Genomic DNA, 13865 nt, shown 5'->3' with positions numbered 1-13865 from the left:
CCCTACGCGTCCCGCATCCGCCGCAACAGATCCCGCAACGACTCCCGCTCCTCCTGGGACAACCCCGTAAGCGGCTCCCGCGCGAACCGCAGCCCTTCCCGCAGCGACCGGGCCACCCGCACCCCTTCCTCCGTCGCCGCCGCCACCTTGACCCGCCGGTCCGCCGGATCGGGCCGCCGCTCCACCAGCCCACGCGCCTCCAGCCGGTCCACGATCCCGGTGACGTTGGACGGCTCACATTTCAGTTTTTGCGCCAGCTTGCGCATGGGCAGCGGTTCAAGGGACAGCAGACTCAACAGTCGCGCCTGCGCCCCGGTGAGGGCGTGTTCCGCGGCCGCGTCCTCGTAGTCCGAGTAGAAGCGGGCCACCACATCGCCGATGAGTTCCACGACTTCCATGGTCAGTGGATCCGGCCGGGTCTTGTGAGGTGTGGGCATGCCCACCACAGTACCTCTTTACTTGACAACCTGAAATATCCAGAGGCATGGTTGTTTCAGGTACTGAAGTAAATCGCAGTGATTCTCGAAAGGCTCTGTCATGATCAACCGCGAATGGCACCTGCTCAGCCGTCCCGTCGGCTGGCCCAAGCCCGAGGACTTCGCCCTGGTCGAGGCGGAGGTCCGGCAGCCCGGCGAGGGTCAGGTCCTGGTGCGGAACAAGTACCTCTCCGTCGACCCGTACATGCGCGGCCGCATGAGCGCCGCGAAGTCGTACGCGGCCCCCTTCGAGCTGAACAAGGTCATGCAGGGCGGCGCGGTCGGCGAGGTCGTCGCCTCGAACGCCGAGGGTGTCGCCGTCGGCGACCACGTCCTGCACTTCAACGGCTGGCGCGAGTACGCCACCTTCGACGCCAAGCAGGCCGTGAAGGTCGACGCCGACGCCGCGCCCCTGTCCACCTACCTCGGTGTGCTCGGCATGACCGGCCTCACCGCCTATGCCGGACTGCTGCGCACCGCGTCCTTCAAGGAGGGCGACTCGGTCTTCGTCTCCGGCGCCGCGGGTGCCGTCGGCAGCCAGGTCGGCCAGATCGCCAAGCTCAAGGGTGCCTCCCGGGTCATCGGCTCGGCCGGCTCGGACGAGAAGGTCAAGCTGCTCGTCGAGGAGTACGGCTTCGACGCGGCCTTCAACTACAAGAACGGCAAGGTCAGCGACCAGCTGCGCGAGGCGGCCCCGGACGGCGTCGACGTCTACTTCGACAACGTCGGCGGCGACCACCTCGAGGCCGCCATCGGCTCCCTGAACCAGGGTGGCCGGATCGCGATCTGCGGGATGATCTCGGTCTACAACAACACCGAGCCGGCCCCCGGCCCGCGCAACCTCGCCCGGCTGATCCAGACCCGTGGCCGTATCGAGGGCTTCCTGGTCGGCGACCACTACGACCTCCAGCCCCAGTTCGTCTCCGAGGTCGGCCCGTGGGTGGCCTCCGGGCAGCTGAAGTACCGCGAGACGGTCGTCGAGGGCATCGAGAACAACCTGGAGGCGTTCCTCGGGGTCCTGCGCGGCGACAACACCGGAAAGATGATCGTCAAGCTGTGACCCTGTGCTGGACTTCCGGCATGCGGTAACTTCTTTCCGAATCCCGCCGTCGATCGTGGGCGCGAGTCGCGGTGGACCGAGGAGGAAGACACCCGCATGCCGGAAATCCAGCAGTCCGACGTCCTGTACACCGCCGTCGCCACCGCCGAGAACGGCCGCGACGGCCGGGTCGCCACCGCGGACGGCAGGCTCGACGTCATCGTGAACCCGCCCATGGAGATGGGCGGCAGCGGCGACGGCACCAACCCCGAGCAGCTGTTCGCCGCCGGATACAGCGCCTGCTTCCAGGGCGCCCTCGGTGTCGTCGCCCGTCAGGAGAAGGCCGACGTCTCCGGCTCGACGGTCACCGCGAAGGTCGGCATCGGCCGGAACGCCGACGGTTTCGGACTGATCGTCGAGATCTCGGCGACCATCCCGAACACCGATCCGGCCACGGCCCGCGCCCTCCTGGAGAAGGCCCACCAGGTCTGCCCGTACTCGAAGGCGACCCGCGGGAACATCTCCGTGACCCTCACCTGACGAGGCTCGTTGGGCCTACCAGGCGTGGGCGGCACCCCTGGACGTGGGGCGGCCGCCCGCGCTTCTGCCATACGACCGGAGCGACCGGAGCGACCGGAGCGACCGGAGCGACCGGAGCGACCGGAGCGGCCGAAGCCGCCGGAGCCGCCACGCACATGGCGGCCGCCCCTGCTGTCATACGGCCGCCAGGGCCGCCCGGTGCACGGCTCTGACGAGCCGCTGGTTCTCCGGCGCCGCCCCTCCCGGGAACGTCATCCGGCGGCGGGTGTAGCCGTAGGCCAGGCCGCTGCGGGGATCGGCGAAGGCCTGCGAGCCGCCGGCGCCGCTGTGCCCGAAGGCGCCGGCGCCCAGGAACGGATGGGTCATGTCGGCCGTGGCCTGGAAGCCGAGGCCGAAGGACCGGTGGGCGCGGGCGACCAGGTCGTAGCCGATGGAGTGGATCTGCCCCACCTCCGCGACGGTGTCCGGCTTCAGCAGCGGCGGACGGTCCGCGATCTCGCTGATCGCCGCCGCGTACATCCCGGCCAGACCCCGCGCCGCCGCCACTCCGCCCGCCGACGCCGGCCCCTTCGCGCGCACGGCACGGGAGTTGGCATGGTCCAGCAGCTCCGTCGGTTCCGCCGCCTGGAGGTTGGAGGCGATCCCGGTCAGGGTGTGCGGCCCCGTCGGCATCGCGTCGAGCAGGGCCTGCTGCTCGGGAGTCGGCAGCATCGGCTGCACGGAACGGAACCGCGGCTCCAGGGACGCGGGCAGCCCCAGGTGGAAGTCCAGCCCGTAAGGCGCCCGGATCCGCTCCTCGTACACCTCCTGGAGGGTGCGGCCGGTCGCCCGCCGCACGATCTCTCCGGTGAGCGCGCCGATGACGTACGCGTGGTAGCCGAAGGCCGTGCCGGGGCGCCAGAACGGCTTCTGGTCCGCGAGCCGTTCCGCCATCGCCCGGTCGTCCGCCAGTTCCTGCGCGCTGAATCCGCCGTCGATGCCCACCACTCCGGCCCGGTGCGCCAGCAGGTCGCGCAGGGTCAGCTGGCCCTTGCCCTCGGCCCCGAACTCCGGCCAGTAGTAGGTGACTTTGCGGTCCAGCTCCAGCGTGCCCTCCTGGACGAGGAGGGCCACCACCAGATGCGCGGCGCCCTTGGTCGACGAGAACACGCCGTAGAGGGAGTCGGGCCGGACGTCCGGTCCCGCCCACAGGTCGACGACCCGCCTGCCGTGCACATGGGCGCACAACTGCCCTTCGTAGTCGGGCCGTTCCCCGGCGACGAAGGCGGCGAACTCCTCACGCACCGCCTCGAAGCCGTCCGCGACGGTGCCGTGGATCTCCTGCGTCATCCGCTCTCCTCAACTTCAGCCGCGGCTCGCGTGCGCCGTCCAGCGGGTTCCCGGAGGCGTACGACCGCTCCACGCACACCCCTGGCCCGTGATGTGCACGCGTACCTCCTGCGGAGCTTCCTGAGATCGGTACGGCGAGATGTACCTCTTCGACTCAACAGCAGCGCGGGGGAGTCGGTGGCGCGGATGCCCCGGATGGCGCATTCCCTGACGCCCGGACGGGGCACGCGTACGAACGGACACCCGATAGGGTTCTGGCCATGCGTGATCTCGGGGCGGGCTTCCACTATCTCCTGAAGGGCCAGCGATGGGTGGCCCGGCACGGCAAGCAGTACGGCTTCGGGCTGATCCCGGGCCTGATCACCCTGGTGCTCTACGTGGGCGCCCTGGTGTCCCTGGCGACCTGGGGCGAGGACATGGTGTCCTGGGCGACTCCCTTCGCCGACCGCTGGTCCAGCCCGTGGCAGGGCCTGTTCCGCGGCTTCCTCGCGGTGCTCCTGTTCGCCCTGGCGCTGCTCCTCGCGGTCCTGACCTTCACGGCCGTCACCCTCCTTATCGGCCAGCCCTTCTACGAGAACCTCTCCGAGAAGGTCGACCGGGACGTCTCTCCGGACGGCACCGCCCCCGAGTCCGGCCTCCCGCTCTGGCGTGAGCTCTGGATCTCCGCGCGGGACAGCCTGCGCATCCTGATCCGGGCAGGGCTGTGGGCCGTCCTCCTCTTCGCCCTCGGATTCATTCCCGTGGCCGGGCAGACGGTGGTCCCCGTGCTCGGCTTCTTCGTCACGGGCTTCTTCCTCACCGAGGAACTGACGGCGGTGGCCCTCCAGCGCCGCGGCATCGACCTCCGGGCCCGCCTCGCCCTCCTCCGCTCCCGCAAGGCCCTCGTCTGGGGCTTCGGCACCCCCCTGGGCCTGTCCTTCCTGGTCCCCTTCGTCGCGGTCTTCCTGATGCCGGGAGCCGTGGCGGGCGCGACGCTGATGGCCCGGGAACTGCTGGGGGAGGAGACGAGGGACGGGAACGCGGAGGACGAGGAGGACGGGGAGCGCGTGGAGGAGCCGCTTCCAGGCTCCTAGTCCGTCGGGTCTGCGTCGGTCTTCCGGCCCCCGGGCGTCTCCTGCGCCCCCAGCGCCACCGCCACGATCGCCCGGACCTGCGCGATGATGTCCACCCGGTTCTGCACGAACCCCGGATCCGTCACCGCCCCCGTCGCCGGATCGGTGTTCCCCGCCCCGAACTCCAGCACAGGCGTGTGCACATGCCCGCCCGGCAGCACGTCGTGGAGCCCCAGCCGGTCCCGCAGCAGCGTGGCCCGGTAGGCGATCTCGTTGGAGAGGTAGTTCCCCCCGCCCCCGGCCCGCGCGGTGGACCCCTCGGTCGGCCCGTCGGGACGGACGACCGCCTCGGTCCCTCCCGCCGGGATCTCGGTCACGCTCGTGTTGTCGTAGACGGGGAACCGCCCGGTGTCCGCGTCCACGATCGCCTGGTACGGCAGCGTGGTCGTCGTCCACTGCGGCTGCGAGGCCGGATCGCCGACCGGAACCGTCCCCGTCACCCCGATGTTCTCGTTGTCCGGGAACCCGCCCCGCCAGGCCCCGTTGGTCCGCTCCACGTCGAACCGCCCGACCCGCCCCTGACTCACGGTCGTGAAGAGGTCCACCTTGCTCAGGTACGGCCGCAGCGCCCGCTCCACCGTCTGTTCCGTGAAGTCCTGCCAGCGCACGGGAAACACCACGGTCTCCACCCGGGCCGGCCCCTTCGCCGTCTCGATCACCGTCCCGTCGAGCGCGAGCGCGGTGGCCCCGGACGGATTGGAGATCCGTATGTCCCGGTCCAGCGTGAAGGGGTCGAACCCGGTGAGCAGCACCCGCTTCAGCCGCCGACCGGCCGGATACCGCACCGCGTCCTGCCCCCGCGAGGTCCGCTCCAACTCGCCTAGCAGGGACGTGCGTTGTGCGTCCGTCAGCCCGAACGACGGCTCCCAGGTGCGCACGTCCCGGGTCATCCCCAACCGCGCCCAGTACAGCGGCCGGTCGTCGTCCCGGCTAAGATCCCCGTCGGCCGGCCCCCGCCCCTGCGCCCGGTCGACGGCCCGCCGCCACAGCCCGGCCCCCTCCCGTACGACGACCTTCCGTGCCTCGGTGTAGGAGCGGGCCGCTCCGAGCGCCCGGGTGAAGTGCCGCGTCACCGCGTCGAACCCGGACCGCTCCAGGATCTCCCGCGGCACCGCCCTGTCCAGGCGCTGCTCCTCCACCGTGACCGAGGGCGCCGCCTCGGCCGCCACGGCCGTCGTGGGGGCCACCGGTCCCGCCAGCAGGACCAGTCCGAGCATGCCGATCCGAACGCGCAGGGAAGTCAAGGGAGTTCGGGTCCTTCCGTCGCTGTGGGGCGCGAGTGGTGCGGGACCACGGCAGTATCGCCTGCGCCAAGTGGTCTACGCCATGGGGCGCGTGGCGGCGGTGCCGGCCGCCGGGTGATACTGCGGCCATGAAGGCAGCCAACCTGGGCGTTCTCTTCCTCGTCGAGCTGGGCGCCCTGGCGGGTGCCGCGTACTGGGGCTTCACCCGGGACGTCGCCTCACCCCTGGCCTGGCTGCTCGGCCTTGCCGCGCCCGCCCTGCTGATCGGGCTGTGGGCGCAGTTCGGGGCGCGGAAGGCACGGCACCCGCTGCACGGCGCGGCCCGAGTCGGTTTCGAGGCTCTGTGGTTCGGGGCGGGTGCACTCGCCCTCCTCGCCGCCGGGGCCCCGGTGTGGGCGCTCGCCCTCGCCGTGCTCGTCGTGGTGAGCAAGTCCCTGGCCGTCAAGTGGGGCCAGTAGCAGGCGGATTCAGGATTCCTCGCCGAGCAGTCGCAGGAAGTCCCGGAACGCCCCCGGCATGTCCACCGACTCCGGGTCCAGCAGCCACTGGTACTGGAGGCCGTCCATCACGGCCACCAGCAGCGGCGCGGCGCGTTCCGGGGTCAGGCCGTTGGGGAGCCGCTCGCCGTACTCCGCGCGCAGCGCCACCGCCATCGACTCCCGCACCCGGGTGTAGCGCTCGGTGAAGTACTCCCGCGCCGGATGCCCCTCCGTCACGCTCTCGCCGAGCAGCGCAGAGAAGGTCTGGATGATCCCGGGCCGCATCGCGTTGTACTCGACGAGCGAGGTGAGCAGGTCGACCCGCCAGCTGCCGGCCGGTACCGCTTCCCACCGGTCCCGCTCCTCCAGTACCGCGACCAGCAGGGCGTCCTTCGTCGGGAAGTGGTGCAGCAGCCCCTGCTGGGTCAGTCCGACCCGTTCGGCCACCGCGGCCAGGCTCGCGCCCCGGTAGCCGCGCTCGGCGATGACCTCCAGGGCCGCCCGGACGATCTCGGCCCGGCGCTCCTCGCTTCTGGTCCTGGCGTTCATGGCGTCACCGTACGACATCATCGGGAGCCTGAAATAACGGCAAGGTAACGAAACCTACCGCTCGCCAGGCAGTCGATGCACGATGGGAGGACCGGTCGGACTTCAACGAGGAGGCACCGTCATGGCGGCACCCGAGGGACACCAGGCCACCACCCCCGCCGACCACGCCCGTGAGGCGGCCGTCGAGGCGGCTCTGACCCGGCTGGACCTCGACGCCAAGGCCAGGCTCCTCGGCGGCCAGGACATGTGGTCCCTGCCCGCGCTCCCGGAGATCGGTCTGCCCTCCCTCGTCATGTCCGACGGCCCGATCGGCGTCCGCGGTGTCCGCTGGAGCGCCGACGACCCGTCGATCGCCCTGCCCTCCCCGACCGCCCTCGCCGCCGCCTGGGACCCCGAACTCGCGCGCAGGGCCGGCCGGTTGCTCGCCCAGGAGGCCCGCCGCAAGGGGGTGCACGTCCTGCTCGCCCCGACCGTGAACCTCCACCGCTCCCCGCTCGGCGGCCGCCACTTCGAGGCCTACAGCGAGGACCCGTACCTCACCGGACGGATCGCCGCCGGTTACGTCACCGGCGTCCAGGAGGGCGGCGTCGGCACCACCGCCAAGCACTTCGTCGCCAACGACGCCGAGACCGACCGCTTCACGGTGAACAACCTGGTCTCCGAACGCGCGCTGCGCGAGCTGTACCTGGCGCCCTTCGAGCACATCGTGGAGCACGCCCACCCCTGGGGCATCATGACCGCCTACAACACGGTCAACGGCACGACGATGACCGAGCACCACCACCTCGTCAACGAAGTCCTGCGCGGCGAATGGGGCTTCGACGGCTGCAACGTCTCCGACTGGATGGCCGCCCGCTCCACGAAGGGCGCCATCGAGGGCGGCCTCGACATCGCCATGCCCGGCCCGGCGACCGTCTACGGCGAGCCCCTCGCCCGCGCCGTACGGAACGGCGAGGTCGCGGAGAGCACGGTCGACACCGCCGTACGCAACGTGCTGCGGCTCGCCGCCCGCGTCGGCATCCTGGACGGCGCCGAACCCGTGGTCACCGAACTGCCCCCGTCCGTCGACGGCGAGGCGCTGGCCCGCGAGATCGCCCGCCGCTCCTTCGTGCTGGTCCGCAACCAGGGCGCGCTGCCGCTGAAGCCGGGCACCGTCGCCCTCAGCGGCGCCGCCGCCCGCGACGCCCGCATCCTCGGCGGCGGCTCCGCCACCGTCTTCCCGGACCGGATCGTCTCCCCGCTCGACGGCCTCACCGCCGCCCTCCCCGAGGGCTCGGTGAGCTACCGCATCGGCGCCGACCCGAACACCGAACTCGCCGTCGCCGACAAGGGGTTCGATCTCCGGGCGATCTGCCGGGACGCGGCCGGTACCGTCCTCGGCACCCGCTCCGCGCCCAACGGCCAGATCCAGTGGATGGGTTCGGACCTCCCCGAGGGCGTCACCCACGACCGCCTCCACACCGTCGAGCTGACCGGCACCTTCACCCCGCGCGAGACCGGCCCCCACACCTTCGGCATCAAGGGACTCGGCGCCTTCAGGCTGGCCGTCGACGGCACCACCCACTACGACGACGTCCAGAGCACCGACAAGGACGACCCGTTCATCTCCTTCTTCGGCGCGCCAGAACCCCGCGCCGAGGTCGAACTGACCGCGGGCGAACCGGTCGAGGTCTCCCTCACCCACGTCGTCGACCTCCCCGACGACCTCCCCATGAAGGTCGTGGGGTTCGCCCTCGCCCACCGGGACCCGCGGCGCGACCCGGACGAGCTGATCGCCGAGGCCGTGGAGGCGGCCCGGCACGCGGACACCGCCGTCGTCGTGGTCGCCACCACCGACCGCGTCGAGTCCGAGGGCTACGACCGCAAGGACCTCACCCTGCCCGGCCGGCAGGACGACCTGGTCCGCGCGGTCGCCGCCGCCAACCCGAACACCGTCGTGATCGTGAACTCCGGCTCCCCGGTGGAGCTGCCCTGGCGCGCGGACGTCGCCGCGATCCTGCTCGGCTGGTTCCCCGGCCAGGAGGGCGGCGCCGCCCTCGCCGACGTCCTCACCGGCGCCCACGAACCCGGTGGCCGCCTCCCCACCACCTGGGGCACCCTGGCCGACGCCCCGGTCACCCGGGTCGCCCCGGTGGACGGAGAACTCCCTTACGACGAAGGCGTCTTCATCGGCTACCCGGCCTGGGAGAAGACGGGCCGCACCCCGGCCTACCCGTTCGGCCACGGCCTCGGCTACACCGACTGGACCTACGAGTCCGTCGAGGTCCAGGGCGCCACCGTGCGGGTCCGGCTGCGCAACTCCGGCAGCCGCGCGGGCCGCGAGGTCGTCCAGGTCTACCTGGCGCCCGAGCCCGACGCCGAGCGCCCGGGCCGCAGGCTCGCCGGGTTCGCGGGAGCCGAGGCCGGCCCCGGCGAGAGCGTCGAGGTCACCGTGGAGATCCCGCGCCGGGCCTTCGAGATCTGGGACGAGAAGACCTCGTCGTGGGCTTATGTGAAGGGTTCGTACGAGATCCAGGTGGGACGCTCGATCGAGGACCGCCGGGTCACCGCGACGATTAACGTCTGATATCAGGGGGCACGGCCCCCGCACAAGCAGCCCCGGCCCGGGACCTGACCCCTGGGCCGGGGCTCGTCTCTCTCCGGCGGACCGAGAAGCCGTTCCTAGCGGACGGCGAACCCGTACACCGTCTCCGACCGGTACACCTCACCCGGCCGCAGCACCGTGCTCGGGAACTCCGGGCGGTGGGGGGAGTCCGGGAAGTGCTGGGTCTCCAGCGCGATGCCGTCGCCGGGCGCGAAGGGCTCGGGCAGGTGGTCCGCGGTGTACAGCTGGAGCCCCGGTTCGGTGGTCGACACCGCCAGCACCCGCCCGGACGCCGGGTCGTACAGCTCGGCCACCTCCACGGCCTGATCGGTGAGCCCCTTGTCGAGCACGAAGTTGTGGTCGTACCCGGCCCCGACCTTGCGCGTCCGACGGAAGTCGAACCGGGTGCCCGCGACCTCCTCGACCCCCGTCGGGATCAGGTCCGCGTCGACCGGAGTGAACCGCGAGGCGTCGATCCGCAGTTCGTGCCCGCCCGCGTTCCCGGACCCGGCCAGGTTGAAGTAGCTGTGGTTGGTCAGGTTCACCAGGGTCGGCGCGTCGGTGACCGCCTCGTACGAGATCCGCAGCGCGCCCGACTCGTCCAGCGCGTAGGTCCCGGAGACCTCAAGGCGGCCCGGGAAGCCCTCCTCGCCGTGCGGGCTGACCCGGCTCAGCCGCACCCCGAACTCCCCGGCCGGCTCCAGGTCCCACACCCGCTTGTCGAAGCCGTTCTCCCCGCCGTGCAGGGAGTTGGGCGCGTTGTTCGCCGCGAGCGCGTACGTCCGCCCGTCCAGCTCGAAACGGGCGCCCGCGATCCGGTTCGCGTACCGCCCGATGAAGGCACCGAGATAGGGACCGGAGTGCTCCAGGTACCCGTCCAGATCGGCGAACCCCAGCACCACGTCCGCCGTCCGCCCCTGCCGGTCCGGGACCTCGACCGACTGCACGATCCCGCCGTAGGACAGGATCCGCACGCGCACGCCCGCGCGCTCCAGGGTCCAGCGGTGGACCGGTGTGCCGTCGGGAAGCGTGGCGAAGAGTTCGTTCATGTGCGGAACTTTAAGTCACGGCCTTGACCTTGCGGTATGCGATCTCCGCCAGCCGTGCCTGGCCGTTCACGCTCGGATGGAACCAGTCCCAGTGACTGAGCTGGTCGGTGCCGAAGCGGTAGTCGTACACCGCGCCCCCGTCGTACCGGCAGTGCGCGTCCTTCGCGCACACCTGCTTCAGCACGGCGTTGTACTGCTCCACCCGCTTCTGCACGGTGTCCCGGCGCTCGGTCGCCGCCGCGTCCAGGGCGTCCGCGTCGGCCAGCATCGACGGGCACACGCCCAGCTTCCACACCTGCTTGCCCAGCGGGTTGGTCCGCCCCTGGGACCACAGCCGCTTGAGGTTGGGCACGCTCGCCACGTACACCTGCGCCTTGGGCGCCTTTTGGCGCAGCACGCTCAGGGCGTCCTCGAACCCGGCCCGGAACTCGGACACCGGGGTCATCGCCGCCGTGGAGTCCCGGCAGGCGTCGTTGGCGCCCACCATCACCGTCACCAGCGCCGGCGCGCGCGAGGCCGCCTGGGACATCTGCGCGGACAGATCGGCCATCCTCGACCCGGACACCGCGTAGTTCCAGCTCCGTTCGGCCGCCTTGGCCTTCCCCAGCAGCCGTACGGCCAGGGAGTCGACCTGCGCGCTGCCCCCGGTGGCCCAGGACACGTCGGGGCAGTCGGTCAGCACCCCGCACGCGTCGAAGCCGCGGGTGATGGAGTCGCCGACGGCGGCCAGCGAGGCCGGGCTGCTGTCCCAGGCGGGCGTGGGCTTCGGCGAGGGCTTCGCCTTGGCGGTCGGCGCCGCGGAGTCGCCGCCCGCGGTGTCACACCCGGCGACGCCCACAAGAGCCGCGGTCAGGACGGCGGCGACGGCCCGCGAGCGGTGGCCCTGCATGCGCATCCGTGGTGTTCCCCTCGTGAAATGGTGGTCCGTTCATAACAACGCGCCCGAGTTCCCGGCGGCCCCGAGGGAACGATCGGGACCCGTACTAGCGTCCTGCCGGGTGAATGGCGGGCGTTTCGGGGCATCGGGACCGACGGTACGTCACACTCCTTGCGCCGCCGCACGGTAGCCTCGCCCTCAACGTGGCCGGTCGGCATCGCCGCCGTGCCGGCCAGCAAGACCTGTCCCGCTCTGCCCGGAGGTCCCGGTGACGACACGTGGAGTTCTGTACGTGCACTCCGCGCCGCGCGCGCTGTGCCCGCACGTCGAGTGGGCGATCGCCGGGGTGCTCGGCACGCGCGTCAACCTCGACTGGATCCGGCAGCCCGCCGCGCCCGGCACCTGGCGCTCGGAGTTCTCCTGGAAGGGCGAGGTCGGCACCGCGTCCAAGCTCGCGTCGGCGCTGCGGGGCTGGCACCTGCTGCGCTTCGAGGTCACGGCCGAGCCCTGCGCCACCGCCGAGGGCGAGCGCTACAGCTGCACCCCCGAACTCGGCATCTTCCACGCGGTCACCGGCATCCACGGCGACATCCTGATCCCGGAGGACAGGTTGAGGGCAGCCCTCACGCGCTCCCAGAGGGGCGAGACCGACCTGGAAGCAGAACTGGCCAAACTCCTGGGCAAGCCGTGGGACGACGAGCTGGAGCCGTTCCGGTACGCGGGCGAGGGCGCCCCGGTCCGCTGGCTGCACCAGGTGGTGTGAAGGCGCCCCTTAAGGGGCGCGAGGAACTGCGCGACCAGCCACATACGACCCGCACCAGGCCGACGACAGACACCGAGACGGCGAATGGCCCGGCCTCCCCACGGAGACCGGGCCATTTCCAGCTGACGGCGTTCTCAGACCGTACGGAACGCCAGTACCACGTTGTGCCCGCCGAAGCCGAACGAGTCGTTCAGCGCGGCGATACGGCCCTCCACGGGCAGCTTGCGCGCCTCGCCGCGGACGACGTCGGCGTTGGCCTCCGCCTCCGGGTCGAGGTTCTCGACGTTGATGGTCGGCGGGGCCACCCGGTGGTACAGGGCGAGGACGGTCGCGACCGTCTCGATGCCACCGGCACCACCCAGCAGGTGACCGGTCATCGACTTGGTCGCCGAGACCGCCATGTGGTCCGCGTCGTCCCCGAACACCTTGCGCAGCGCCTTGAGCTCGGCGATGTCACCGGCCGGCGTCGACGTGGCGTGCGCGTTGACGTGCACGATCTCCGCCGGGTCCAGGTCGGTGTTCTCGAGCAGGTGCTGGAGGGCGGCCGAGATGCCCCGGCCCTCCGGCTCGGGCTGCACGATGTCGTGGGCGTCGGCGGAGATGCCCTGACCGACCGCCTCGGCGTACACCCGGGCGCCGCGCCTGGCGGCATGCTCCGCGGACTCCAGGACGACCACACCGGCGCCCTCGCCGAGGACGAAGCCGTCCCGGGCGGTGTCGTAGGGACGCGAGGCGCCCTGCGGGTCGTCGTTGTTCTTGGACATCGCCATCATGTTGCCGAACGCGGCGATGGGCAGCGGGTGGATCGCCGCCTCGGTGCCACCGGCGACGACGATGTCGGCGCGGCCGGTGCGGATCATCTCGATGGCGTAGCCGATGGCCTCGGCGCCCGAGGCGCACGCGGAGACCGGCGTGTGCACGCCCGCCCGGGCGCCCACCAGCAGGCCCACGTTGGCCGAGGGGCCGTTCGGCATGAGCATGGGAACGGTGTGCGGGGAGACGCGGCGGACGCCCTTCTCCTTCAGCACGTCGTACTGGTCCAGGAGGGTCGTCACACCGCCGATGCCGGAGGCGATGACGGCGCCGAGGCGGTCCGGGTCGACGTCGCCGACCGAGCCCTCCTCGCCGGCCTTGCCCTCGAAGCCCGCGTCAGCCCACGCCTCCTTGGCGGCGACCAGTGCGAACTGTGCCGAACGGTCGAGGCGCCGGGCCTGCGGCCGCGGGATCACCTCGGTCGGCTCCACGGCGACGGGCGCCGCGATACGGACCGCCTGGTCGGCGGCCCACTCCTGCTCGAGGGGCTTGACGCCGGACTTGCCGGCGACCAGACCCTCCCAGGTAGAGGCTGCGTCGCCACCCAGCGGTGTGGTTGCGCCGATACCGGTGACGACCACGGTGCGATTGGTCGGGCTCACGGGAAATCTTTCTCCAACGGTACGAGGATTAAGCGGCGCCACCGCCGGGTGGCGGGGCCGGTCAGCGTCCGGCCCAAGCAGGGGCTCAGGCCTGGTGCTTGAGGATGTAGTCGGTCGCGTCGCCGACCGTCTTGAGGTTCTTGACGTCGTCGTCCGGGATCTTGACGTCGAAGCGCTCTTCGGCGGCGACGACGACCTCGACCATGGACAGCGAGTCGACGTCCAGGTCGTCGGTGAAGGACTTGTCCAGCTGGACGTCCTCAACCGGGATGCCGGCGATCTCGTTCACGATGTCGGCGAGACCGGCGACGATCTCTTCCTGAGTGGCGGCCATTTGGCGCTCCTTCGTTTTCTTATCCAGAGGGTTGGCAGTGTTTTCCGTCCCGGACCGGTCGATCCGGCACGGAGT

Annotated in this window: 14 protein-coding genes; 6 read left to right on the top strand and 8 right to left on the bottom strand. The window is 71.4% G+C overall.

Annotated elements, in window-relative coordinates:
• Positions 1-2 precede the first annotated feature (2 nt).
• Positions 3-437: a MarR family winged helix-turn-helix transcriptional regulator gene (locus IF54_RS0127825; RefSeq protein ID WP_030323529.1), complete on the bottom strand. Its 435-nt coding sequence runs from the start codon at positions 435-437 to the stop codon at positions 3-5.
• A 100-nt stretch (positions 438-537) separates the two neighbouring features.
• On the opposite strand from IF54_RS0127825, the gene IF54_RS0127820 reads away from it, so the two are divergent.
• On the top strand, positions 538-1536 hold the full coding sequence (locus IF54_RS0127820) for an NADP-dependent oxidoreductase (protein WP_020136432.1): 999 nt from the start codon (positions 538-540) through the stop codon (positions 1534-1536).
• Between the two features lie 96 nt (positions 1537-1632).
• Complete coding sequence (locus IF54_RS0127815; protein WP_030323526.1) at positions 1633-2055, top strand: organic hydroperoxide resistance protein; 423 nt, start codon at positions 1633-1635, stop codon at positions 2053-2055.
• Positions 2056-2229: 174 nt separating this feature from the next.
• Here IF54_RS0127815 and IF54_RS0127810 read toward each other — a convergent pair whose 3' ends face one another.
• Positions 2230-3384 carry an EstA family serine hydrolase gene (locus tag IF54_RS0127810; protein WP_030323524.1) on the bottom strand — a complete coding sequence of 385 codons (1155 nt, stop codon included), beginning with the start codon at positions 3382-3384 and terminating at the stop codon, positions 2230-2232.
• A 260-nt stretch (positions 3385-3644) separates the two neighbouring features.
• Between IF54_RS0127810 and IF54_RS0127805 the strand changes: the two genes are divergently transcribed.
• Positions 3645-4457, top strand: a complete 813-nt coding sequence (locus IF54_RS0127805) for an EI24 domain-containing protein (RefSeq protein ID WP_030323522.1) — start codon at positions 3645-3647, stop codon at positions 4455-4457.
• Here IF54_RS0127805 and IF54_RS0127800 read toward each other — a convergent pair.
• Positions 4454-5740: a pyroglutamyl peptidase gene (locus IF54_RS0127800; protein WP_051735564.1), complete on the bottom strand. Its 1287-nt coding sequence runs from the start codon at positions 5738-5740 to the stop codon at positions 4454-4456. The genes IF54_RS0127805 and IF54_RS0127800 overlap by 4 nt on opposite strands.
• Positions 5741-5868: 128 nt before the next feature.
• Here IF54_RS0127800 and IF54_RS0127795 point away from each other — a divergent pair, with 128 nt between their 5' ends.
• Positions 5869-6198 carry a YrdB family protein gene (locus IF54_RS0127795; protein WP_030323511.1) on the top strand — a complete coding sequence of 110 codons (330 nt, stop codon included), beginning with the start codon at positions 5869-5871 and terminating at the stop codon, positions 6196-6198.
• A gap of 9 nt (positions 6199-6207) precedes the next feature.
• Here IF54_RS0127795 and IF54_RS0127790 read toward each other — a convergent pair whose 3' ends face one another.
• Complete coding sequence (locus tag IF54_RS0127790) at positions 6208-6786, bottom strand: TetR/AcrR family transcriptional regulator (RefSeq protein WP_030323508.1); 579 nt, start codon at positions 6784-6786, stop codon at positions 6208-6210.
• Between the two features lie 103 nt (positions 6787-6889).
• Between IF54_RS0127790 and IF54_RS0127785 the strand changes: the two genes are divergently transcribed.
• Positions 6890-9334 carry a glycoside hydrolase family 3 protein gene (locus tag IF54_RS0127785; protein ID WP_030323507.1) on the top strand — a complete coding sequence of 815 codons (2445 nt, stop codon included), beginning with the start codon at positions 6890-6892 and terminating at the stop codon, positions 9332-9334.
• A gap of 95 nt (positions 9335-9429) precedes the next feature.
• Here the strand turns inward: IF54_RS0127785 and IF54_RS0127780 are convergent, their stop codons facing one another.
• On the bottom strand, positions 9430-10401 hold the full coding sequence (locus IF54_RS0127780; RefSeq protein WP_030323506.1) for an aldose epimerase family protein: 972 nt from the start codon (positions 10399-10401) through the stop codon (positions 9430-9432).
• 10 nt (positions 10402-10411) lie between these two features.
• Positions 10412-11296 carry an SGNH/GDSL hydrolase family protein gene (locus IF54_RS0127775; protein ID WP_030323504.1) on the bottom strand — a complete coding sequence of 295 codons (885 nt, stop codon included), beginning with the start codon at positions 11294-11296 and terminating at the stop codon, positions 10412-10414.
• A 250-nt stretch (positions 11297-11546) separates the two neighbouring features.
• Between IF54_RS0127775 and IF54_RS0127770 the strand changes: the two genes are divergently transcribed.
• Entirely contained in the window at positions 11547-12041 is a 495-nt protein-coding gene (locus tag IF54_RS0127770; RefSeq protein WP_030323503.1) for a DUF3145 domain-containing protein, read from the top strand.
• Positions 12042-12175: 134 nt separating this feature from the next.
• Here IF54_RS0127770 and fabF read toward each other — a convergent pair whose 3' ends face one another.
• Both fabF and IF54_RS0127760 read right to left on the bottom strand, forming a co-directional pair.
• Positions 12176-13456 carry a beta-ketoacyl-ACP synthase II gene (gene fabF / locus IF54_RS0127765; RefSeq protein ID WP_030323501.1) on the bottom strand — a complete coding sequence of 427 codons (1281 nt, stop codon included), beginning with the start codon at positions 13454-13456 and terminating at the stop codon, positions 12176-12178.
• An 85-nt stretch (positions 13457-13541) separates the two neighbouring features.
• Positions 13542-13790, bottom strand: a complete 249-nt coding sequence (locus tag IF54_RS0127760; RefSeq protein WP_007381745.1) for an acyl carrier protein — start codon at positions 13788-13790, stop codon at positions 13542-13544.
• Positions 13791-13865 lie beyond the last annotated feature (75 nt).

Source organism: Streptomyces sp. NRRL B-3229 (assembly GCF_000719505.1).
Lineage (GTDB): Bacteria > Actinomycetota > Actinomycetes > Streptomycetales > Streptomycetaceae > Streptomyces > Streptomyces griseorubiginosus.
The sequence above is the reverse complement of the archived record's forward strand: the minus strand, read 5'-3'. Positions and strand labels throughout refer to the sequence as shown.